The following is a 20,863-nucleotide window of genomic DNA, read 5'->3' as shown; positions in this document are numbered from 1 at the left end:
ACCTCGCCGAGCCAGGCCCGTTCCGGCGTCCGCTTCGCGGCGGTGAGACGCCTGGACAGTTCCGCCGAGGTGACGAACCCCAGCCCCGCCGCTCGAGCCTCCTCGCGCACACGCAGCGCGTCGTTGAAGACGACCCGCACACACCCGAACGCCCTCGCCAACGCCATGCGCTGACCAGCACTCGGATACACGCGGAACGAGTACCGGAGCTGCATAGCAATCACTCTAACGTTGGCCTATGTCGCCACGATGGGAACCAAATCCCGATATCCGCAGGGGTCGAACAGTCGTCCACAGCCTGCACGCACACTTGGTATTTGTCACCAAGTACCGGGGTGGAGTCATGAACGACGAGACGCTGACGCGCTGCGAACAGGTCATGCGCAAGGTGTGCGAGGACTTCGCCGCGGAGCTGAAGGAGTTCAACGGTGAGACGGACCACGTCCACCTGCTCGTGCACCACCCGCCGAAGGTCGCCCTGGCCAGCCTGGTCAACAGCCTCAAAGGCGTCTCCTCACGCCGCCTGCGCGCGGAGTTCACCGGCCGGGTCAACCCGGCGATCATGCACGGCCGGTTCTGGTCACCCTCGTACTTCGCCGGCTCCTGCGGCGGCGCTCCGCTCCAGGTGGTCAAGGACCACATCACACAGCAGAAGCGTCCGCACTGAGCACAGCCGTGGGCGCGGGCAGGTAGCGCAGGCCCGTGCCCACAGCTGAGGTCAAAGCAGTCCACAGATGCGATTCACCCCCGACCTGAAGGCCGGGCCACTCTCGCAAGAGCAGAGGTAGGTCGACGCGGTCGGCGTCGATGTCCTACGGGCGGAGTCGGTGGAGAGTTCTAACGGACGGGAGTGATCCCGGGTGCCTGTCTCAGGAGCGACGGGTACGGCGAGACATGACAACCGCACCGGCTCCGGCGACGATCACCAGTGCCGCGCCCCCCGCGATCGGGCCGAGCATGCCGTTCGCGCCGGTCTCGGCCAACGGCGGCCTGCTGTCGCTGGGCGACGGCTTCGGGGTGGCGGGCGGCGTCGACGACAGCGGGGGCACGTCCGGTGTCGTTGAGGGTGTGCTGGACGGCTTGGGCGTGGCCGGCGGCGTCGTCACATCGGCGGGCGGCTGGCTGGCCGCGGGCGTCGAGGGCGTGGCGGGGGCGGACTGCGACGGCGTGGGCGAGGCCGGTGTCGCGGGGGTGCACTTCTTGTCGCCACCGTTCCAGGCGGCTATCAGGTGGTAAGGCGTGGCGATGTTGTCGGGCTCGTAGGGCAGGGGGCCGTGTCCCTCCCCGGTCTTTCCGTCGTACGAGACGTCGTCGCCGTACAGGTCGATCTGGCCGAAGCAGTCGGGCGCCCGCACCGTCAGCTTCTGCCAGGTCTGCTTCGCGTCGGCCGAGTCCGCGACGTCCGCCGCGGTGAGGTAGACGGTGGCCTTGTCGACCTGGGTCTGGTGGCCGGAGACGAACCAGTTCGGCCCCTCGGTGGTGTACTCGGCCAGGGAGACCGGGTACTTGCAGCCTTCGCCGACGTTCTGGCCCGGGGCCAGCCGGACCTCCACGGTTCCGGGAACGCTGTCCCACTGGTGGAACCCGCCCTGGGAGGACCAGTCCGCGCCCACGGGCTTTCCGTCCGCGTCGACGATGCGGTACTGGACCGTGGCGGACTGGCAGTCACCGGACGTCGTGGCGCCGGCGGTCCCGGCCGCGATGAGGGGGAGCATCGCACCGGCGAAAGCCGTTGCCCCGAGAGCGGCGAGAATTCTTGTTTGTTGCGAACGCGACAAAATGGGCCTCTGTGAAGGTCAGGGTGTGGGAGGTGGCAGAGTGCGAGCGGCCGACATGGGCGGATGCCATGAAGGCATGACCGAAGAAGACTTGGTCACCTGTGTCACTCGCGTCATTTCGCTCTCTGGAGACACAGCGAAGCGAGCCACATTCTTGTCACCTTTCACAACTCCCGTCAATTCTCCACGCGTTCAACACAGCAGCCACCTCGCGCCGTTTTCGCCGACGTCGGCCGGCGGGCCAAATCCCCATGCCGCAGGCGCCGGAGCGCGGATGATCTCGTACCCTCCGACGACTTCAGTCGACTCGTTCCCGGCACACCCGACCAGGGGCCCGTCCCGGCACATCCGACCAGGAGTCCATCCCGGCGAAAGGCCCGGACATCGAACCGATCCATCGCGCAGACCGATGAGTTGGGGGAGTTGACGGCCAGTCAGAACGTTGACACCGGGCCCCCTGTGTCGAAGCGCACCCACAGTGGCACTCTCGTCACCGAGCGCGCTTCCGCCGACTCCCGGGCGGGACCGGCGGAAGCGCGCACAGCTGGGCGATCGCGCCGTCCATGCGCAGGAACGGGGCCGGGACGCCGTCCACGCACAGGAACGGGACCGACGCACCGACCATGCACGGAAGCGCGGTCGGCGCCCCGAAGCGAATCAGAAGGAGTACGGGCCGAACCGGCCCCACGCGACGACAGCGGCCAGAACCAGCAGTACCAGGTTCATCGCGATCAGCGACGTCTCCCGGCGGCGGGCATGGACGACCATCGCGCCGGCCATGACGAGCGCCAGACCCAGCGCCGCCACCGGCGTGAGCACCGAGGCGATTCCAAGGGCCGCGGGCGCCACGAGCCCTATCGCACCGAGCAGCTCCACCGCCCCGATCAGCTTCACCGAGCGCCCGTCCACATCCTCGGCCCAGCCGAGACCGGCCTCGACCAGCTTCGCCTTCGGCTGCGAAAGCTTCATCAGACCGGCCGCGAGGAAGACGGCAGCCAGCACTCCGGCGAGGATCCACATCAGGACGTTCATCGTGCTCCAGACTCATTTGTGACTTAAATGTTTAACTTGAGACTACGATCCATTACTTAACGATGCAAGTCAATGGTTGGGGTGATCACTTCATACGTGAAGCTAGAATGGGAGAATGGAGACCTCAGAGGAGCCCAACTGGCTGGACGACGAGGAAGACCGGGCCTGGGTTGCCCTGGGCAGTCTGCTGATGCGGCTGCCCGCGGCACTGGACGCGCAGTTGCAGCGTGACGCCGGGATCAGTCACTTCGAGTACCAAGTCATGGCCGGACTGTCCATGGTCCCGGAGCGCACCCTGCGCATGAGCGAGCTGGCGGCGTTCGCCGAAGGCTCGCTGCCCCGCCTGTCCCAGGTCGTCGGCCGTCTGGAGAAGCGCGGCTGGGTGACCCGAAGCACCGACCCCACCGATGGCCGCTACACCGTCGCCACCCTCACAGACGACGGGTTCGAGAAGGTGGCCGCCACCGCCCCGGGGCACGTCCAGGCGGTGCGCAGCTACGTCTTCGACGCCCTCACCCGCACCCAGGTGCGCCAGATCACCACCATCGGAACACGCATCGTCGGCGCCATCGATCCTGCGCATCCCCTGATCAACGGCGAGGTCGACCGGCTCCGGCCCAAGAAGTAGAGAGTCACAGGGAGGGGCGGGCGGGCGCGAGCGGCGATTCGCCCGCCCGCCGACGGGGTCGACTGCCGCCGGGCTGCCGCTGGACTGGCGGCAGTCGAACCGGTCGGCCATGTCCACCCGTGATCGGCCACTCGTCATGGCACGGAACTCGTCATGGCACGGAACAGCACGGACCGCGCACCCGTCATGGCACACTGCGGCCATGCTTGACGGCCATGCCTCCGCGACGCCGTACGCCCGGCCGGATCCGCCCCGCGTGGCCTGGCGCAAGCAGATGTGCGAGCGGGTCATCACCGAGGCCAGGTCACTGGCCGCCGAAGACGGCTGGGACCGCGTCCGGGTGGCAGACCTCGCTCTGCGCGCAGACGTTTCACGTCCCTCGATCTACAAGGAATTCGGCGACCGGGCGGGTATCGGTCGCGCCTTGGTGGAGCACGAGACGGACGAGTCCCTCGTCGGCCTGGCCGCGGTGCTGGACTCCCACCAGGGTCGCCTTGCCCAGGCACTGGAGGCAGCCGTGGCCCACGCCCTGGAACAGGCCGCCGTCAATCCGTTCGTCGGCGCCGTACTGACCGCCACGCGCGGGGGTACGGACGCCCTACTGCCCTTCCTGACCAGCAGACCCGAACCCGTCTTCTCCAGCACCCGGCGACTGCTCTGCGTGTGGCTCGCCGCGACCGTGCCGCACACCGACGACGATTCCCGCACCGCCGCGGCCGATCTGGCCGTACGCCTCACCCTCAGCCACCTGCTGCTGCCCGCCCATGACCCGGGAGCGACCCCGCCCCACATCGCACGGGCCGTGTGCGCGGTCCTTGGTGTGCCAGAACAGGTCTGACCGGCACCGGCCCAACACCAGCACCAGCACCAGCACCAGCACCAGCAGAGGGAACTTTCCTCGCGACACCTTCGGGACCGCTCCGACCCTCGCCGACGCCTTGGCCGTCGGCGCCCGGGGTCGCCGCGTGGCGAAGCGGAGCCGGCCGGGACCGGCGGTTGCCGGGTGAGAAGACGATCACTCTCCGGGAAGGACGCGCCGGACGGACGGAACGGCGCTCGGACTCCGAAGACTGACGGGCCGACCCCGCCACAGATCATGTTGCTGCATTACTTACGCTGTTGCAAGTCATTCGCAATAAAGGCATAGGGTGTCCCGGACCGATCACCCACCCGGAAAGGGGACGTGCCTGATGGGCACCTACGCGCTTCCCGACCTGCCCTACGACTACGCCGCACTGGAGCCGGCCGTCACCGGGCAGATCCTGGAACTGCACCACGCCAAGCACCACGCCGCCTACGTCAAGGGCGCCAACGACACCCTCGAGCAGATCGCCGAGATCCGCGACAAGGACCAGATCACCCCCGCCTCACTGGTCGGGCTCGAGAAGACCTTCGCCTTCAATCTCTCCGGCCACGTCCTGCACTCGATCTTCTGGCAGAACCTCTCCCCCGACGGCGGCGACCGGCCCGACGGCGCCCTCGCGGACGCCATCGACGAACACCTCGGCGGCTTCGAGCAGTTCAAGAAGCAGCTCACCGTCGCGACGAGCAGCGTCCAGGGATCCGGCTGGGGCGTACTCGCCTGGGAGCCTCTCGGCAGGCGCCTGATCGTGGAGCAGGTCTACGACCACCACGGCAACGTCGGCCAGGGCAGCACCCCGCTGCTCGTCTTCGACGCCTGGGAGCACGCCTACTACCTCCAGTACAAGAACGTCCGCCCCGACTACGTCACCAAGCTGTGGGACCTGGTCAACTGGGAGGACGTCACCGCCCGGTTCACCAAGGCGGCCAACGCCTGACCTAAAGCGCCGACCGCGCCGACCGCGCCGCAGACCCGGCATCGCGGGCGTCGTACTTCATTCATCGGCAGCGTGGAGCGCTCACTCGCAGGCGGTGACCAGTCGGTGAACCGCGTCGACATCAGCGGTGGTTGCCGACCGGCTTCGATACCCGGCCGGCAACCACCCGGAGGAGGGGCCGGACATGGGTGAACCCTGCGTCATCCGTACTTCCAGGTCGGCCTGACCGCCGACCGGCCTCTGTCGCGGCAAGAGGCCGGAGCGCCTCGCGGCGGGCCGAGTCGCCAACTGCGGTGGCACGGACGCAAGTACCCAAGTGCCGCCCGACTACTCCCTTGTCCCGGACCCCTACCTCCTTTATAGTCACGCTGACCATAAAGGAGTTCGCCCGTGAACTGGAACCTCAGCTGGACCGAAGCGCTCGGCTTCGCGACCGGCGCCGTCTGCGTCTGGCTGGTGGCCCGTCAGCACATGGCCAACTGGCCTGTAGGCATAGCCAACAACGTCTTCTTCATCGTGCTCTTCCTGCAAGCCGGCCTGTACGCCGACGCCGGTCTCCAGGTCGTCTTCATCGCCCTGGCCGCATACGGCTGGTGGACCTGGGCCCGCGGCGACGGACCCGACACCGCCGGAGCCCTTCCGGTGCGCCGCACCACGGGCGCCGAATGGGCCTGGCTCGCCGCCGCGGGAGTGCTCGGCACCGCCGCCCTCACCCTGCTCCTGGACCGGGCCACCGACTCCACCGTCCCGTTCTGGGACGCGCTCACCACCGCGCTCTCCCTGGCGGCCACATACGGCCAGTGCCGCAAACTGCTGGAGTCGTGGTGGCTCTGGATCGCCGCCGACCTGGTCTACATCCCGCTGTACGGCTACAAGGGCCTGTATCTGACCTCCCTGCTGTACGCCGGCTTCCTCGCCCTGTGCGTGGCCGGCCTCCTCGGCTGGCGGCGCACCCTCGCGGCCGGCGCTCCCCGCCCCGCGACGGCGGTGACCGCGTGAGCGCAGCCGCCCGCCAGTACCGCCACGGCCTGGTGCTCGGCAAGTTCTATCCGCCGCACGCCGGTCACCACCACCTCGTCCGCACCGCCCTCGCGCAGTGTGAGCGGCTGACCGTCCTGGTCTGCGCCGCGTCCGTGGAGTCGGTGCCGCTCGCCGACCGGATGGCGTGGATGCGCGAGGCCCACCCGGGGGCCGAGGTCGTCGGCGCCGTCGACGACCACCCGGTGGACCTTCTGGATCCCGCCGTGTGGGATGCCCACATGGCGGTCTTCCGCACCGCCGTACCCGAGCCGGTGGACGCCGTGTTCACCTCCGAGTCCTACGGCGCCGAACTGGCCCGCCGGTTCGGGGCGGCCGAGGTCGGTGTGGACCCCGACCGCACCCTGTACCCCGTCTCCGGTACGGCCGTACGCAAGGACCCTGTGGGCTGCTGGGCGTACCTCGGACCGGGCGTGCGCGCCGCCCTCGCCCGGCGCGTGGTCGTCCTCGGCGCCGAGTCCACCGGCACCACTACTCTCTCCCGGGCGCTGACCGCCCACTACCGCGCGCGCGGCGGCATCTGGACGGACACCGGCTGGGTGCCCGAGTACGGACGCGCGTACAGCGAGGAGAAGCTCGACGCCCTGCGGGCCGTCGACCCCGGAGCCGACTGGACGGAAGTGGAGTTCACCTCCGAGGAGTTCCCCGTCATCGCCCGTCGCCAGGACGCGGACGAACAGCGGGCGGCCGGCGGCGGCTCCCCGGTGCTCTTCTGCGACACCGACTCGTTCGCCACCTCGATCTGGCACGAGCGCTACCTCGGCACGCCCAGCCCCGAGGTTGCGGCCGTCGCCGCCCACACCCCGCGCCACCTGTATCTGCTGACCGACCACGAGGGCGTGCCCTTCGAGGACGACGGCCTGCGTGACGGCCCGCACCTGCGCCCGTGGATGACCGCCCGGTTCCGGGAGGAACTGGAGCGCACCGACCGCCGGTTCCTGCTGGTCACGGGCAGCCCCGAGGAACGGCTGCGCATCGCCGTGGCGGCGGTGGACGGCCTGCTCGCCGAGGGCTGGCACTTCGCCGACCCGCTCCCGGAGCGCCGGTGACGGCAGGGTCCCGTCCGCGTAAGTCTGTTCGCGGTGGGACCACGTCCGTCCACATCATCCCGACGACTGCGCCGGTATAGGTCAGCACCCAGCGCGCAGTCTGGCCCGCCCGGTAGAACCGAAGCTGTTCGCCGGGCCGGACGGCCTGTCCGGTCCGGGTGCAGAACTCCTCGTGTCGCTGGGCGCGTCGCCCGGCCCGGGACGGTCCCGGTGCCGAGCGACGCGGTGGGCGTCCGCGGTCCAGCGGTCAGGTCCGGAACTGGTTCGGCGGGACCGGAAGCCCGTAGTGCTCGCGCAGGGTCGTGCCTTCGTACTCCTCACGGAACAGGCCCTTGCCGCGCAGGATCGGCAGGACGTGCTCGATGAAGGCCGCGAGGCCCGAAGGCAGGGCGGGCGCCATGATGTTGAACCCGTCCGCGGCACCTCCCTCGAACCAAGCGGTGATCGTGTCCGCGATCTGCTCGGGCGTGCCGATGAACTCGAAGTGGCCACGGCCGCCGCCGAGTCGCGAAATGATCTGACGGACCGTGAGTTTTTCGCGTACCGCGAGGTCGATGATCAGGTCGGAACGGCTCTGTGAGCCCTCCAGCTTCGGCCTCGCGAGGATGAAGTCCGGCAGGGGCGCGTCGAGTTCGAAGACCGAGGGCTCGGTCTCGAAGACGGCGGCCAGCTGGCGCAGCCCGTACTCCGGAACACGCAGTTCGTCGAACTCCCTGGCGAGTGCGCGGGCTTCGGCCTCGGTCGACCCGATGTACGGGACGATTCCGGGCAGGACGATCACGCCGTCCGGGTCGCGTCGCGCCGCCTTGGTCCGTGCCTTGATGTCGGCGTAGAAGGCGGCCGCGCGCTCGTAGGTCGTGTGCGCGGTGAAGATGGCCTCGGCGTGGCGGGCCGCGAAGTCCTTCCCGTCCTCAGAGGAGCCTGCCTGCACCAGCAACGGGTAACCCTGCGGCGGACGCTCGACGTTGAGCGGGCCGGCCACCTGGAAGTACGTACCCCGGTGGCCGAGCCTGTGCAGCCGCTCGGGGTCGGCGTAGCGTCCGCCGGCCTTGTCCGCGACGACGGCCTCCGGCTCCCAGCTGTCCCACAGTTCCTTGGCGACCTTCAGGAACTCGTCGGCGCGAGCGTAGCGCTCGGCGTGGTCGGGGCGGACGTCGAGGCCGAAGTTGGCGGCCTCGTCAGCCCCCGCCGAGGTGACGATGTTCCAGCCGGCCCGGCCGCCACTGACATGGTCCACGGAGGCGAGCCGACGGGCGAGGTTGTAGGGCTCGTTGTACGTCGACGAGACGGTCGCGATGAGGCCGATCCGGCTGGTCGCCTGGGACAGGGCGGTCAGCAGGGTCAGTGGCTCGAGCTGGCCCGGCGGCCGGAATTCACCGGTCCCGATGAGTGCCGGGCCGTCCGCCAGGAACAGCGAGTCGAACTTGGCGCTCTCCGCGAGCCGCGCCAGCTCGATCCAGTGGCGCAGGTCGAAGTCCGCCCGGGAATTGCTGTGCGGGAGCCGCCACGCCGCCTCGTGGTGGCCGGCTTCCATGAGGAAGGCGTTGAGGTGGAGCCGGCGTTGTCTTTCGGTCACGGGTTCTCTCCTTCGGGTGTCGAGGGGGATGGCGGGGTTCAGTTGAAGGTCAGCTTCGAGCTGTCGTAGCCGGCCGGGAGGAGGTTGTCGGTGATCGACGCGAGGTCGACCTTCTTGGTGATCTGGCCGGCTTCCAGGAAGGCGTCCGCGAGCTTCTGCTCCAGTTCGATGTCCGGCTTCTCCACCGGGGTCACCCGGTTCGAGTAGGCGGCCAGGGAGGCCTTGGCGTCCTCCAGCGGGATTCCCTGTTCCTGCGAGAGCGCCTGCGCGTACTTCTCCGGATGCCGGATGGCCCAGGCGTACTCCCGGGAGAGCCTCTTCAGCGCGTCCGTGAGGGCCGCGCGTCTGGTCCTGTCCTTCAGCGACTTGTCACTCGCCACGTAGTAGCTGCTCGTCTGGTCGATCGGCGGGAGGCCCTTGACCAGGATCCGCGCGCCGTTCTTGACCGCGATCGCGGACTGCGGGTTCCAGATCGACCAGGCGTCCACCTTGCCGGTGTTGAACGCCGTCGCGGCGGCAGCGGGGTCGAGGAACACCAGTTTCGCGTCCTTGGGGCCCAGGCCGACGCTCTTCAGTGCGTTCAGGGCCAGTCCGTGGGCGGAACTGCCCTGCGGAACAGCGATCCGCTTGCCCTTGAGGTCGGCGGCCGTCCTCAGTTCTGAGCCCTTCGGGACGATGATGTTCTCCACCGCCTGGTCGGGCGTGAGCGAGCGGTTCACGGCGACGATCTTGAAGCCGTACTCCTTCGCGGCACCGGTGATCGGGGGCACGTCACCGACACTGCCCAGGTCTATGTCCCCGGACGCCGCGGCCTGTACGAGCGGTGGGCCGTAGGTGAAGCGGGCGAACTTCACCTTGTAGGGCGCGTTGTCGAAGACGCCGGTCAGCTTCGCGAGGGCCTGGCTGCCGTCACCCCCGTTGTCTCCGATGGTGAAGGTGTACTTGCTCCACTCGGGATGCCGGGCACTGCTCGCGTTGCCGGCGTTGCTCAGCGGCGCGGCGGTGTCCGAGGACGATCCGCAGGCGACGAGGGAGCCCGCCAGAGCGAGGGGAGCGGCGGCGGTGACGAGTCTGCTGGTTGTCTTGCGCATGGGATGTCCTGGGCTTTCTGTGCTGGGTGAGGGTGTTCAGGGAGATCAGTGCTGCCCGGCGAGGCCGAGGTCCGCCAGGAGCCAGGCGCGGAGTTCCTCGCGTGCGACACTCGCTTCGCGCTCCGCGGCGGAGAGTCGGACCTGGTGCGAGGTGCCGATGCGGCCGTCGCTCATGACGAGGACGCGGTCGGCCAGGGCGATCGCCTCGTCGATGTCGTGGGTGACGAGCAGCATGGCGGCTTGGTGTCTGGTCCGCAGTGCGCGTACGAGGTCGTGCATGCGTAGCCGTGTGATGGCGTCGAGGGCTGCGAACGGCTCGTCGAGCAGGACGAGTTCGGGCTCGGAGACCAGCGCCCTGGCCAGCGACACCCGCTGGGCCTCGCCGCCGGAGAGCTCCTTGGGCCATGCCTTCTCGCGACCCGCGAGGCCGACCTCGGCGAGGACGTCGCGGGCGCGCTGGTCCGCGTCGGGTCCGTGCAGGCCGAGGGTGACGTTGCTCAGGACCCGTTGCCAGGGCAGCAGTCGGTCGGCCTGGAAGACGATCGCCCGTCTCGCCGGGACCTCGACGCGTCCTCCGTCGGGCCGGTCGAGTCCGGCGAGGAGTCGCAGGAGGGTGCTCTTGCCGCAGCCCGAGGGACCGAGCAGGATCACCAACTCCTCGTCCTCGATGGTGAGATCGAGGTGGTCGAGCACCACCCGGTCACCGAACCGCCGGACGACCCGCTCGGCGACGGCACCGGTCCGCCGGCGGAGATCCGTTGCCACTGTGCTGCTCATGACGCCTCATAACTGGGGCGCCACCGCAGCAGCACCCGCTCGAGAGCCCGGACGAACTGGTCGGCCAGCAGACCGAGGAGTGAGTAGATGACGAGGCCCACGAAGACCTGGTTGGTCTGGAGGTAGGTCTGTCCCTGGGTGATGAGGAAGCCAAGTCCCTTGTCCGCGTTGACCGTTTCCGCGGCGACGAGTCCGAGGACGCTGTAGGCGAGGGAGAAGCGGAGGCCGACCAGGAAGCCCGGCAGGGATCCGGGCACCAGCACCCGCGTCACCAGGCGCCAGGTGCCCGCTCCGGTCGTGCGTGCCATCTCGATCAGCCGCTGGTCGACACCGCGGACGGCGGCGAACAGGTTGAGATACATGGGGACGCCCGCGCCGAAGGAGATCAGCAGTACCTTCGTGAGTTCGTCGATGCCGAACCACACGATCATCAGCGGCAGCACCGCGAGGAGGGGGATCGTGTTGAGAACCTGTACGACGCCGTTGAACAGGTATTCGCCGCTGCGCAGCAGTCCGCCGAGCACTCCGGCGACGATGCCCGCCGTCAGGCCGATCGCGAGACCGATCCCGGCCCGTTGCAGCGAGATGGCCAGGTCCGGGCCGAGCACCCCTTGCTGCCACAGGTCGACGGCGGACTTCACGATCGAGGTGGGCGCCGGGGCGTAGGTCTTGGCCAGCACTCCGGCCCTGGCGAGTGCCTCCCAGGCGACGAGGAGCACGACCGGAGTCGTGTAGATGCCCAGCGGCCAACTCAGCCGTTCACGGAGTGTGCCGAGCGGCGTTCGGCGGCGCGCGCCACTCGGCAGGAACACCTCGCGCTCCGGCTCGCTCTTCGTCGTGGCGTCAGATCCCTTGAGAAGGACCGGCGCCGGGATACGGACCTCGGTCATGCCGCCACCGCCAGGACACCGGTGTGGTGCGAGGCGTCACCGAAGACGCGCATCGAGTCCGTGAGGGTGCGCAGTCGCCGGGGCAGGTCGCGGTCGGCGGCTGCGGCGTTGGCGATGAGTGTCTGGCCGCCGTACGGCGCCTTGTGCTCGTCGAGGGCGTCACGCAGCGCCGTGAGCGTGGGATCGTCCGGTGACGCCGTGGGGTCGACGCCCTCGGCCGCCGCGCCGATGCGGCCGGTGAGCTTACGGATGGAGACAGGCATGAGGAGGTCCTTGTCGGGGAGGTGGGCATACCACCGTGTGCTGAAGGGTCGGGTGCGGCGACGAAGGATCGACGCGCGGGCCGGCCGACCTGAGTCGGGGCGGCACTGCGGTCGAGGCATGGGGGCACGCGGCCGATGGTCACGCGGAAAGCGCGGCCGGGGAGATCAGGCCGCCGCGGGACCGGTACCGGCTCGCCGAACCCGACAGCGGGCCGCGCCATCGGTCAGGGACCGGCACACGGCTCGCCCGTTCCTCAGAGACCACGACGGCCCGCTCGTACAGCCTCCCGGCCCCTACGCCGCAGAGGGTTCTGCCGCGACAGGGACGCAGAGGTACGAGGTGAGGCCGCGGACGCGGGGGCTCAGGAGTCGGATGCGACGATCCCGCGGAACAGCAGGACGGTACGGGCGGTTCGGTACCGCGTCCGTCCTACGCGCACAGTCGGTGCGCGTCGATCGCTGCCGGGGACGACTTGCCGGATCAGCGACAACAAAAAGCGCTGGCGACGTGCGCCAGATCGATGTGGCGCCGCCGGGTCAGTTCCACGCGCGGGTTCATGGAACGGGAGTTCAGCAGACGGCCACAGCGGTGGTCAAGCAATTCAGGTCAGTTCTTGCATGGCGGACACGGAGGGTTTCTCCGTTTACCCCGGGCGGTTCCGCGCGAGCCGGTCCTGGTCCTCCCGCGCGCACTCGCGGAATCCGCACGCCGCCCGGAGAACCTCGTACGCCATGGCACCTTGATCCTTTCGGTTGCGCGCCTGTTCAATCAGTGGATGACTGAAACCGATGTCGACCTCTTCCGGCGCCGCATCGCCCCGTCGCAGAGGCAGGCCGCCAAGTGACGACGTGGATGCGGTGCTACTGGGACGAGGAAGTCATCTGGTTCTACTTCGAGGTCGATGCCGAAGGTCGGGTGACCCGGCAGGTCGCACTCCAAGGTACCGAGCTGCTCCCGATCGCGGCTGCCGCCCTCGGCGAATGGCAACTCGCCCAGCAGACCGGCGGTTTGGCCGAGTACGAGAGCAGGTTCGGACTTACCGCAGGGCTCCCGGTCTCCGAGTGGGAGGGCCACGAACCGGATCAGCTGACCTCGCGGGAATTCGAGGCGGTGTGGGATGCCGCCCGTCGGGAGATCACGGGCCGTTGACCCCACGACTCTGTGATGGCTTCCCGGCATGATCCCGGCTCTCCCTCGCGCCAGTCGTATCCCCGGTGGACTCTGCGACGGCCAATCCCGTCCGGCTGATGGCACAGGGCCCTGAAGCCGTACGTGACGAACATGACCTTGTTCCGGGGACTGACCGCCTCGGGGGCATCAGCCGGCCCGTCCCGGTGCGGAGGAGGGTCGGACGGGGCCCTCTTCGAGGACCAATGGCCCCTGCCGGACCGGTGTCTCGGAGGCGTTCCATGGAATCGGCGGGCGGCACTTCTCCGCACCACCGCAGGCAGGCGAGGGCCGTACCCCGATCCCGCCCACCGCTTCGCGACGGAGGATCCGCTGAGGGGGCCACCCACTCCTGCGTCCCAGGCCGGACGGAGGGAACGAGGAGCCGTGCGAAAGGAAAGTGCCGTGAACACAGAACCTCTTTCCGCGAACACCATCAAGGCACTCGTGGCGGACGCCACCGCCGCTCCCTCGCTGCACAACGCGCAGCCCTGGGCATTCCGCTTTCTGCGGGACACGGGCGTCATCCAACTGTTCGCCGACCCGGAGCGCGCGCTCCCCCACACGGATCCCGAGAACCGTGGGCTGCGTATGGGCTGCGGCGCCGCGCTGTTCAATCTGCGCGTGGCAGCCGCGGCGGCCGGGCTGGCGCCGGATGTGCGGCTCCTGCCCGATCCGGCTTCCGCGGGGCTCCTCGCCGAGGTGCACCTGTCCGGCACCGGCCGGCCCGACGAATCGCTCGCCCGCCTTGCCCCCTCGATCCGGCGTCGTCACTCCAGCCGCTTTCCCTTCCGCGAGGAGCAGATCCCTGCCACCACGAGGCAAAGGCTGTCCGAGGCGGCTCGCTCCGAGAGCGCGGAACTGTTCTTCCCCGACCCCTGGCATGTCCGGTCGATCCTCGACATGGTCCGGGACGCCGAGAACTCGGAGGCAGTCGACCCGGGAGTGCGCGCGGAGACGGTTCGGTGGACTCGTACCGAGCCTGCCGCTGTCACCGGGACGGCGGACGGCATCCCCGGCCGGGCGTTCGGTCCCCGGCAACGCGGCACCTCGGCCCCCGTGCGTGACTTCGCCGTCGGCCGTCCCGTGCCCGGACGCGGCTGGGCCGTCTTCGAGCGGGACCCGAACATCGCACTGCTCGGGACGGCCCGTGACGAACCCGTCGACTGGCTGTGCGCGGGCCAGGCGCTGGAGCGGGTTCTGCTCCAGGCCACCGCGGACGGACTCGTCGCCTCCATCACCTCCCAGCCGCTGGAGTGGCAGGACATCCGGTGGGCCGTCCGCGACCCGCTCTCCGCCATGGCGAACGTCCAGATGGTGATCCGGCTCGGCCACGGCCCCGAGGGCGCGGCGAGCCCGCGGCGGCCGGTGGCCGAGGTGCTCGAGATCCTCTGACGCCCTCGCATCAGTGAGGCGAAGCATCAGTGAGGAGAAGCCCGCCCCCGGTGACGCCGTCGCATGGGCGAGCGAGAGACGTGGGGCGGCCTACCTCGGATCAGCCCTTGTCTCCCCCGTGCGAGGCGGTCTTGGAATAGCCGTCCTGCCAAGCCGCCTTCGCCCCCGAGTCGCCGATGCGGTAGACGTCCACGACGGCTCCCGCGGCCACCACGAGCGACAGCACCGCGGCCGCGGCCCGTACGAGCGTGGCGGGCCGTCGTGTGCCGTCCGGGGTCCCGGAAACGGCGGCGCGGCCGATCGCCCACCAGACGACGACCGCCAGGACGAACAGGCCCCCGGCCCAGGGAAGAAGACCGTCGCCGAGCTCGGCGTGACGGCGCACCAGCGCGTTGTCGTCGACGTGTCCCTCCAGCCATTCACCCGCGTTGGAGGTGAGCGGCACGCTCGCGAGCGTGACCAGGGCGAGCAGCGGCAGCACGACGCCCAGGCGTTGGGCCGCCTTGGGCCATATCGCACAGACCATGAGAGCCAGTGCGGTCAGGGGAACGAGGACGACCACGAAATGCACAAGCAGCACGTGTGCGGGCAGGCCGTTGACCAGGCTCATCGGCAACTCCTTGGGAGGCATGGGTACTCACGCTGTTGATCAGGCGCGCCAGCCTCGCACAGGAATTTCTCAGCTTCCTCTGAGGACCACACCGCAGGTCCCGGTCGATATCCACACCGCGGGTCCCGGTCGACAACCACACCGCGTGTCCCGGTCGATGAGGCCTCCACCCCGGTGAGATCGACGGTGTCCCGGTCCGCCCGCCGCAAGCCGGCTCTCGTCAGGCGGCGGGAACGGCGAGGTCCTCTCAGGCGGCGGGAACGGCGAGTTCCTCGTGCGACGGCGCGCCGAGCACCACCTTGAGCGCGCCGGTGTCAGCGGCGCGGGAGAAGACGTCGTAGGCCTCCTCCATGTGCTCCAACGGGAAGGTGTGGGTGACCAGTTGCGTGGTGGGAAGCCGGCCGGCCGCGGCCATGCGGAGCAGGGTGGGGGTGGAACCGGTGTCCACCAGGCCGGTGGTGATGGTGACGTTCTTGATCCACAGGTCTTCCAGGTGCAGCGTCGCGGGCCTGCCGTGGACGCCGATGTTGGCCACACGGCCGCCGGGCCGCACCATGCGCGTGCACAGCTCGAAGCTCTCCGGCAGCCCGACCGCCTCGATGACCACGTCCGCGCCGAGCCCGTCGGTGAGGTCCGCGATCAGCTGTTCCGGGTCCTCGCCCGCGTCGGCCACGGCGTCGGCGCCCAGTCGCCGGGCGGCCTCCAGCCGGGACGCGGCACGGTCGACGGCGACGATCCGCTCGGGCGAGAACAGCCGCGCCGTGGCGATCGCGGCCAGGCCGATGGGCCCGGCCCCGACGACGGCGACAGTGTCGCCGGGGCGCACGCGCCCGTTGAGAACACCGACCTCGTACGACGTCGGGAAGATGTCCGCGAGCAGGACGGCGTCCCTGCTCTCCACGGCTCCGGGCAGGGCGTGCACGGAGAGGTCGGCGAAGGGGACACGCACGTACTCGGCCTGGGTGCCGTCGATCAGGTGGCCGAGGATCCAGCCTCCGCCGCCCCGGCACTGGCCGTACATGCCCTCGCGGCAGAAGCGGCAGCGGCCGCAGGAACTGATGCAGGAAACGAGTACCCGGTCGCCGGGACGCACGGTCCGCACATCGCTGCCGACCTCCATGATCTCGCCGACCGCCTCGTGGCCGAGGACCGTGCCCGGACGCACTTCAGGGACATCGCCCTTGAGGATGTGCAGATCCGTGCCGCAGATGGTGACGGCGCCGACCCGCACGATGGCGTCGGTGGGTTCCTTGACCGCCGGGTCCGGGACATCCTCCCAGGCGGACTGCCCGGGACCGTGGAAGACGTAGCCCTTCATGATCTCGCTCACCCTTCCCTGTCCCTTACGAGATGACCTTCCGATTCCAGCTTGTTCCGTTGCGAGGCGTTCCGCTTGGGCCGTCCGGCCCCCAATGCCTGCCGTCCGGCCTCCTGGCGAGGTCGAACGACTGCCGCGCCCGCGTCCCGCACCGGCCCACGTCCCGCACCGGCCCACGTCCGGCACCTGGCCTGCCGACCGATGGACCAACAGACCTGGGGGCCGGTGGACCGGCTCGACCAGCGGGACCGCTGAGATCGCGCACCGCGCACCGCGCACCGCGCATCACACGAATGACACGAAGCCGTCACACCCGGACGGAATGCGAGCTCACCGACCGCCCGTTCCAACGGACATGACTGTTGGTGCAGCACTCGACACATCCGGCGCACACAACCAGGTCGACGCCAGTGTGCGACTGGCCGAGGAAGCCGCGGCCGCCGGTCTGCGGTCCGTCTGGTTCGGCCAGAGCTTCGGCGCGGACTCACCCCAGCTCGCCGCGATCGTCGGGCGCGCGGTTCCCGACCTGCACGTGGGCACTTCCGCCATCCCCGTCTTCGGCCGCCACCCACTGGTGGTCTCCAGCCAAGCGCAGACGGCCCAGGCCGCGACGCACGGCCGCTACCACCTCGGACTGGCGCTGGGCACGAAGCTGCTGACGGAGAACGGCTTCGGCCTGCCCTTCGAGCGCCCCATCGCCCGCCTGCGCGAATTCCTCACCGCACTGCGCCAGTTGACCGAGACCGGCACGGCCGACTTCCATGGCGAACTACTCTCCGCCACCACCCCGATCCCCGCGCGTGTACCGGGCGCGGAGCCCGGTGTTCCGTTGCTCGTCGCCGCGATGGGCCCGCAGGCGCTGCGGGTCAGCGGAGAGCTGGCGGACGGGATCCTGCCCTACCTCGCGGGACCGCGCGCCCTCGCGGACCACATCGTGCCCGCCCTGACCGCCGCGGCCGAGGCCGCCGGACGGCCCGCACCCAGGATCGTGGCCCTGGTGCCCGGTGTGGTCACGGACGATGTCGACACCGTTCGGGCCAGGGCCACCGAGAACCTCGCCTTCTACGAGCAGATCCCCTCCTACGCCAGGGTCATCGAACTCTCCGGTGGACGGCGCGCCGCGGACCTGGCGGTGATCGGCGACGAGAAGGCGGTCGAGGCCGAGGTACGGCGCTACCGCGACGCCGGTGCCACCGAGATCGTTTTCTCGGGCACCAAAATGGCGGGCGCGGCGGACCGGCGCCGCACCTGGGCGCTCCTCGGCGAACTGGCCGGCTGAGTCGACCGGTGGCCCCGTCCACTCCCCCGCGATCCCGATGATCGCCCCGCGCGCTCGCCCTACCGTCACGAGCTGAGGACCAACGTCGTATGACCACTCCCACCATCACCTCCCTGGCGTTTCTCACCCCGGGCAACTTCGCCGACGACGACCCGTACACCGGCCTGGAGGAGACGCTCCAGCTGTTCGAGTACGGCGAACGGGCGGGCTTCGACGGTGCCTGGATCAGGCAGCGGCACCTCGAACACGGCGTCGGCTCGGCGGCGGTGTTCCTCGCCGCCGCGGGCCAGCGCACCGAGCGGATCGAACTCGGCACCGCCGTCATACCGATCGGTTACGAGAGCCCCTTCCGGCTCGCCGAGGATCTGGCGCTGGCCGACGTACTGTCCCGGGGCCGCCTCCAGATCGGCTTCAGCACCGGGATGCCGCATGCCGACCTGCTCGGCGACCTCGTGTACGACGGGGACTGGCGCCGCTTCGACCTGTCGTACGGCAGGATCGCCCGCCTCCTCGGCAACCTGCGCGGCGACCACCTGGGCGGCCCGGACACGGTCATCCACTCGCCGGGCAACGTCCAGCGCCCCCGCCTGCAACCGCACGCTCCCGGTCTGGCCCGCCGTATCTGGTACGGCGGAGGGAGCCTGCGCTCGGTCCGCTGGGCCGCCGAGAACGGCCTGGGCCTGCTGACCGGCAACATCGTCACCGGCGAGGAGACCGACGACTTCACCACGGCCCAGCTGAACCTGCTGGCCGAGTACCGTCGGGCGCTGTGCCCGCGGGGCGCGGAGGGTCGGGCGCGGGTGGCGCTGGGCCGGGTGATCGTGCCCTTCGACAGCGCGGACGCGGCCGGGCGGGCCCGCTACCGCGCGTACGCAGCCGGCCGTCACGCCCGGACCCTGGCACCCCAGGGCCCGAAGCGGACCTTGTTCGCCCCCGACGTGGTGGGCACCGCCGAACAGATCCTGGAGCAGTTGAGCGCCGACCCGGTCCTCGCGCAGGTGTCGGAGCTGCGCCTGGAGCTGCCGTACGAGTTCCACCGGGAGGAGTACGAGCAGATCCTGCACGACACACGGCACCTGATCGCACCCGAACTGGGCTGGCGCCCGGCCGCTCCCGGCGCCCTCACACCGATCGGACCCTAGACCCTCCGGTCACTCCGGCTCGATCGTCCGGCCCACCCGGCGGGCAACCGCCGCCGGACCGCTCCCGGACCGCCCGCGGACCGCTTGCGGGCGAGCGCCCGGCGCGAGAGCGAGAGGCAGGACAGGGCCGGCCGGATTCGAACCGGCGTCCTCCCACATGAGGTGAAGGCGCGACGACCTCTGCGCTACGAACCCTGTCCCGCCGGCGATCATACGAGCCATTCGCACTCCACCGCTCGAAATACGACACCGGCGGCGGCCTCCCTCGCGGCTCTGCTTGGCCCGGTCGTCGCCTGGGTAGCCATGCCGGTGCTCCACGGCCGGGGAGGGCCGCGCGGGGTGAGGGGAGGGGCTGATGACGAGCGACGGGAGCGCACCGGACGGCTGGGAACCTCACGCGCTCCGGGTCTGGGAGGCGTACCGGCGTGGCAAGTGGTGCGACGACGTGCCCGAGGTGGAGGCGGCGGTGCTGCGCCGGGTCATGCTCGCGCCCCCGCCGCCCGTACCCGGGCACCTGGCCAGACTCCGGCTGCGCGGCGCCCGCGTCACGGGCGTTCTGGACCTCACCGAAGCCGACGTCGCGTGCTCTGTACGGCTCCACGGCTGCGTACTGGAACGGGCGCCCCGCCTCGACGGCGCGCGTTTCGGCGGTCTGGAGTTGCGCGACTGCGACCTGCCCGGGCTCGGCGCCGCCGGAGCCCGTTTCGACCGCGAGTGCGCGCTGCTCGACTGCCGAATCGACGGCACCGTGACCCTGCGCTCCGCGACCGTCGGCGCCGGACTCTCCCTCGACCGCTCCGTTCTCACCGCCCCGCCGGACAGCCCGTCGCTGGACGCCGAATCCCTCTCCGTGGAGGAGGACTTCTCCGCCAACGGCACCACCTGCACCGGACCGGTCCACCTCAACAGCTCCCAGGTACAAAACACCGTCGGCTTCCGCGGGGCCCGACTCCGCGGCCCAGGCGTCCGCCTCCAGGCACCCGAACTCCACGTGGACGGCGGCCTCTACCTGGACCGGGGATTCGTCTCCGAGGGCCCCGTCAACCTCTACGGCGCTTCCATCGGCGGCTCGGTGCACCTTGAGGACGCCACCCTCACCGGCACCGGCCAGAACCGCGGCGAACCCGCGTTGCAACTCCTGTGCGCGACCGTCGGCGGCGACATCCAGGCCGGCCGGGGGCTCACCGTGCACGGGTGCCTCGAACTGCGGGACACCTCGGTGCGCGGCACCGTCACCCTGAAGCGGGCCGTGCTGGACAACCCGAGTGGCGACGCCCTCAAGGCCGACCGCCTGCATGTCGGCGGCAACCTCAACTTCCGTAGCGGCTTCGTCTCCCGCGGGACCATCGACCTGTGCGACGCGCGGATCGGCGGATCGGTCCTCTTCGAGGGCGCCGACCTCACGGCCCCGACCGGCGAGGACACCACGGACACCGCGCTGCGGGCCCACGGGGCCGAGGTGGGCGCCGAGTTCAACTGCTGCAACGGGTTCACCGCACACGGCCGGGTGGCCGTCGGCGGCGTCACGGTCCGCGCCCGGCTCTGCTTCCGGGGCGCGCGCATCGACGCTCCGGCCGGGAAGAGGGCCCTCACCTGCCGCCGGTCCACCGCCGCCGAACTGGTGCTGTGCTTCGCCGAAGCCCCCCGGGGCATCGTCGACCTGAGCCACAGTCGAGTGGGAGTGCTCCGCGACGACCCGGCGACCTGGCCCCGGGCTCTCGTCCTCGACGGCTTCGCCTACGACAGCGTCCAGCCGCTGCTCCCCGCCCGCGACCGACTGCCCTGGCTCGACCGTGACCCGGCCGGCTTCGTCCCGCAGCCCTACGAGCAACTGGGCGCGCACTACCGGCAGCACGGCCGGGACGCCGACGCCCGCACCGTACTCCTCGTGCGTCAGCGCAAGCTCCGCCGCACTCTCTCCCGTCCGGCCCGCGCCATGATCTCTTCGCAGCGTGTCAGGATCGGGTCGGTCATGGCTCCGCGCCGGTACTTCGTGACAAACACCAAGTGGACGTGAAGGTTGTGGACGA

The 20,863-nt window shown here is 70.1% G+C and carries 21 protein-coding genes, 1 tRNA gene and 1 pseudogene; 10 read left to right on the top strand and 13 right to left on the bottom strand.

The window, feature by feature from the left end; all coding sequences use genetic code 11:
• The coding region (locus ABZV42_RS41035; protein WP_356057288.1) for a helix-turn-helix domain-containing protein at positions 1 to 215 on the bottom strand (215 nt) is incomplete at its 3' end.
• 23 nt (positions 216 to 238) lie between these two features.
• On the opposite strand from ABZV42_RS41035, the gene tnpA reads away from it, so the two are divergent.
• Positions 239 to 667 (top strand): IS200/IS605 family transposase, encoded by a 429-nt coding sequence (gene tnpA, locus ABZV42_RS41030; RefSeq protein WP_356057286.1) that lies wholly within the window; start codon positions 239 to 241, stop codon positions 665 to 667.
• Positions 668 to 869: 202 nt separating this feature from the next.
• Here tnpA and ABZV42_RS41025 read toward each other — a convergent pair whose 3' ends face one another.
• Both ABZV42_RS41025 and ABZV42_RS41020 read right to left on the bottom strand, forming a co-directional pair.
• Positions 870 to 1,715: an LAETG motif-containing sortase-dependent surface protein gene (locus ABZV42_RS41025; protein WP_356057284.1), complete on the bottom strand. Its 846-nt coding sequence runs from the start codon at positions 1,713 to 1,715 to the stop codon at positions 870 to 872.
• 720 nt (positions 1,716 to 2,435) lie between these two features.
• Positions 2,436 to 2,810: a DoxX family protein gene (locus ABZV42_RS41020; protein ID WP_356057282.1), complete on the bottom strand. Its 375-nt coding sequence runs from the start codon at positions 2,808 to 2,810 to the stop codon at positions 2,436 to 2,438.
• 115 nt (positions 2,811 to 2,925) lie between these two features.
• Between ABZV42_RS41020 and ABZV42_RS41015 the strand changes: the two genes are divergently transcribed.
• The 5 genes from ABZV42_RS41015 to ABZV42_RS40995 all read left to right on the top strand — a co-directional run bounded on the left by ABZV42_RS41015 (position 2,926) and on the right by ABZV42_RS40995 (position 7,324).
• Positions 2,926 to 3,438 (top strand): MarR family winged helix-turn-helix transcriptional regulator, encoded by a 513-nt coding sequence (locus ABZV42_RS41015; RefSeq protein WP_356057280.1) that lies wholly within the window; start codon positions 2,926 to 2,928, stop codon positions 3,436 to 3,438.
• A gap of 202 nt (positions 3,439 to 3,640) precedes the next feature.
• Positions 3,641 to 4,276 (top strand): TetR family transcriptional regulator, encoded by a 636-nt coding sequence (locus ABZV42_RS41010; protein ID WP_356057278.1) that lies wholly within the window; start codon positions 3,641 to 3,643, stop codon positions 4,274 to 4,276.
• Positions 4,277 to 4,628: 352 nt separating this feature from the next.
• The gene (locus tag ABZV42_RS41005) at positions 4,629 to 5,237 is read left to right on the top strand and encodes a superoxide dismutase (protein WP_355984228.1); all 609 of its coding nucleotides are present in this window, start codon (positions 4,629 to 4,631) and stop codon (positions 5,235 to 5,237) included.
• A gap of 390 nt (positions 5,238 to 5,627) precedes the next feature.
• The gene (pnuC, locus tag ABZV42_RS41000; protein WP_355984229.1) at positions 5,628 to 6,236 is read left to right on the top strand and encodes a nicotinamide riboside transporter PnuC; all 609 of its coding nucleotides are present in this window, start codon (positions 5,628 to 5,630) and stop codon (positions 6,234 to 6,236) included.
• Positions 6,233 to 7,324: an AAA family ATPase gene (locus tag ABZV42_RS40995; protein WP_356057276.1), complete on the top strand. Its 1,092-nt coding sequence runs from the start codon at positions 6,233 to 6,235 to the stop codon at positions 7,322 to 7,324. Before pnuC ends, ABZV42_RS40995 begins: the two co-directional genes overlap by 4 nt.
• 247 nt (positions 7,325 to 7,571) lie before the next feature.
• On the opposite strand, the gene ABZV42_RS40990 is transcribed toward ABZV42_RS40995, so the two are convergent.
• The 6 genes from ABZV42_RS40990 to ABZV42_RS40965 all read right to left on the bottom strand — a co-directional run bounded on the left by ABZV42_RS40990 (position 7,572) and on the right by ABZV42_RS40965 (position 12,480).
• Positions 7,572 to 8,900 (bottom strand): LLM class flavin-dependent oxidoreductase, encoded by a 1,329-nt coding sequence (locus ABZV42_RS40990; RefSeq protein ID WP_356057274.1) that lies wholly within the window; start codon positions 8,898 to 8,900, stop codon positions 7,572 to 7,574.
• A gap of 38 nt (positions 8,901 to 8,938) precedes the next feature.
• Entirely contained in the window at positions 8,939 to 9,991 is a 1,053-nt protein-coding gene (locus ABZV42_RS40985; protein ID WP_356057272.1) for an aliphatic sulfonate ABC transporter substrate-binding protein, read from the bottom strand.
• 45 nt (positions 9,992 to 10,036) lie between these two features.
• Positions 10,037 to 10,768: an ABC transporter ATP-binding protein gene (locus ABZV42_RS40980; RefSeq protein ID WP_356057271.1), complete on the bottom strand. Its 732-nt coding sequence runs from the start codon at positions 10,766 to 10,768 to the stop codon at positions 10,037 to 10,039.
• Positions 10,765 to 11,658: an ABC transporter permease gene (locus tag ABZV42_RS40975; protein ID WP_356057270.1), complete on the bottom strand. Its 894-nt coding sequence runs from the start codon at positions 11,656 to 11,658 to the stop codon at positions 10,765 to 10,767. The genes ABZV42_RS40980 and ABZV42_RS40975 overlap by 4 nt, the downstream gene beginning before the upstream one ends.
• Positions 11,655 to 11,921, bottom strand: a complete 267-nt coding sequence (locus ABZV42_RS40970; RefSeq protein WP_356057269.1) for a hypothetical protein — start codon at positions 11,919 to 11,921, stop codon at positions 11,655 to 11,657. Before ABZV42_RS40970 ends, ABZV42_RS40975 begins: the two co-directional genes overlap by 4 nt.
• 481 nt (positions 11,922 to 12,402) lie before the next feature.
• Complete coding sequence (locus ABZV42_RS40965) at positions 12,403 to 12,480, bottom strand: putative leader peptide (protein WP_355984252.1); 78 nt, start codon at positions 12,478 to 12,480, stop codon at positions 12,403 to 12,405.
• Between the two features lie 282 nt (positions 12,481 to 12,762).
• On the opposite strand from ABZV42_RS40965, the gene ABZV42_RS40960 reads away from it, so the two are divergent.
• Both ABZV42_RS40960 and ABZV42_RS40955 read left to right on the top strand, forming a co-directional pair.
• Positions 12,763 to 13,071, top strand: coding sequence for a hypothetical protein (locus tag ABZV42_RS40960; protein WP_356057268.1), 309 nt, complete (start codon positions 12,763 to 12,765; stop codon positions 13,069 to 13,071).
• Between the two features lie 423 nt (positions 13,072 to 13,494).
• Positions 13,495 to 14,484 (top strand): nitroreductase, encoded by a 990-nt coding sequence (locus ABZV42_RS40955; protein WP_356057266.1) that lies wholly within the window; start codon positions 13,495 to 13,497, stop codon positions 14,482 to 14,484.
• 100 nt (positions 14,485 to 14,584) lie between these two features.
• On the opposite strand, the gene ABZV42_RS40950 is transcribed toward ABZV42_RS40955, so the two are convergent.
• Both ABZV42_RS40950 and ABZV42_RS40945 read right to left on the bottom strand, forming a co-directional pair.
• Positions 14,585 to 15,094 (bottom strand): DUF2231 domain-containing protein, encoded by a 510-nt coding sequence (locus ABZV42_RS40950; RefSeq protein WP_356057264.1) that lies wholly within the window; start codon positions 15,092 to 15,094, stop codon positions 14,585 to 14,587.
• A gap of 247 nt (positions 15,095 to 15,341) precedes the next feature.
• Positions 15,342 to 16,412, bottom strand: coding sequence for a zinc-dependent alcohol dehydrogenase family protein (locus tag ABZV42_RS40945; protein ID WP_355984253.1), 1,071 nt, complete (start codon positions 16,410 to 16,412; stop codon positions 15,342 to 15,344).
• 355 nt (positions 16,413 to 16,767) lie between these two features.
• On the opposite strand from ABZV42_RS40945, the gene ABZV42_RS40940 reads away from it, so the two are divergent.
• Complete coding sequence (locus tag ABZV42_RS40940; RefSeq protein WP_356057261.1) at positions 16,768 to 17,691, top strand: LLM class F420-dependent oxidoreductase; 924 nt, start codon at positions 16,768 to 16,770, stop codon at positions 17,689 to 17,691.
• A gap of 89 nt (positions 17,692 to 17,780) precedes the next feature.
• Positions 17,781 to 18,833, top strand: a complete 1,053-nt coding sequence (locus ABZV42_RS40935) for an LLM class flavin-dependent oxidoreductase (protein ID WP_356057259.1) — start codon at positions 17,781 to 17,783, stop codon at positions 18,831 to 18,833.
• A gap of 122 nt (positions 18,834 to 18,955) precedes the next feature.
• Here ABZV42_RS40935 and ABZV42_RS40930 read toward each other — a convergent pair.
• Together ABZV42_RS40930 and ABZV42_RS40925 are read right to left on the bottom strand one after the other, a co-directional pair.
• Positions 18,956 to 19,029 (bottom strand) — tRNA-Met (locus ABZV42_RS40930).
• A gap of 1,739 nt (positions 19,030 to 20,768) precedes the next feature.
• A pseudogene (locus ABZV42_RS40925) lies at positions 20,769 to 20,863 on the bottom strand (transposase); the annotation flags it as partial.

The sequence above is a fragment of the Streptomyces sp. NPDC005281 genome, assembly GCF_040607495.1.
Lineage (GTDB): Bacteria > Actinomycetota > Actinomycetes > Streptomycetales > Streptomycetaceae > Streptomyces.
Note: the sequence above shows the minus strand (reverse complement) of the source record. Positions and strands in the feature narration are given on the sequence as shown.

Excerpts from the sequence above, each read along its gene's own strand:
- ABZV42_RS40945 (WP_355984253.1), bottom strand. The coding sequence starts at position 16,412 with ATGAAGGGCTACGTCTTCCACGGTCCCGGGCAGTCCGCCTGGGAGGAT.
- ABZV42_RS41020 (WP_356057282.1), bottom strand. The coding sequence starts at position 2,810 with ATGAACGTCCTGATGTGGATCCTCGCCGGAGTGCTGGCTGCCGTCTTC.
- ABZV42_RS40940 (WP_356057261.1), top strand. The coding sequence starts at position 16,768 with ATGACTGTTGGTGCAGCACTCGACACATCCGGCGCACACAACCAGGTC.
- ABZV42_RS40985 (WP_356057272.1), bottom strand. The coding sequence starts at position 9,991 with ATGCGCAAGACAACCAGCAGACTCGTCACCGCCGCCGCTCCCCTCGCT.
- tnpA (WP_356057286.1), top strand. The coding sequence starts at position 239 with ATGTCGCCACGATGGGAACCAAATCCCGATATCCGCAGGGGTCGAACA.
- ABZV42_RS41010 (WP_356057278.1), top strand. The coding sequence starts at position 3,641 with ATGCTTGACGGCCATGCCTCCGCGACGCCGTACGCCCGGCCGGATCCG.
- ABZV42_RS41015 (WP_356057280.1), top strand. The coding sequence starts at position 2,926 with ATGGAGACCTCAGAGGAGCCCAACTGGCTGGACGACGAGGAAGACCGG.
- ABZV42_RS40950 (WP_356057264.1), bottom strand. The coding sequence starts at position 15,094 with ATGAGCCTGGTCAACGGCCTGCCCGCACACGTGCTGCTTGTGCATTTC.
- ABZV42_RS41005 (WP_355984228.1), top strand. The coding sequence starts at position 4,629 with ATGGGCACCTACGCGCTTCCCGACCTGCCCTACGACTACGCCGCACTG.
- ABZV42_RS41025 (WP_356057284.1), bottom strand. The coding sequence starts at position 1,715 with ATGCTCCCCCTCATCGCGGCCGGGACCGCCGGCGCCACGACGTCCGGT.
- ABZV42_RS40980 (WP_356057271.1), bottom strand. The coding sequence starts at position 10,768 with ATGAGCAGCACAGTGGCAACGGATCTCCGCCGGCGGACCGGTGCCGTC.
- ABZV42_RS40975 (WP_356057270.1), bottom strand. The coding sequence starts at position 11,658 with ATGACCGAGGTCCGTATCCCGGCGCCGGTCCTTCTCAAGGGATCTGAC.
- ABZV42_RS40970 (WP_356057269.1), bottom strand. The coding sequence starts at position 11,921 with ATGCCTGTCTCCATCCGTAAGCTCACCGGCCGCATCGGCGCGGCGGCC.
- ABZV42_RS40935 (WP_356057259.1), top strand. The coding sequence starts at position 17,781 with ATGACCACTCCCACCATCACCTCCCTGGCGTTTCTCACCCCGGGCAAC.
- ABZV42_RS40965 (WP_355984252.1), bottom strand. The coding sequence starts at position 12,480 with ATGAACCCGCGCGTGGAACTGACCCGGCGGCGCCACATCGATCTGGCG.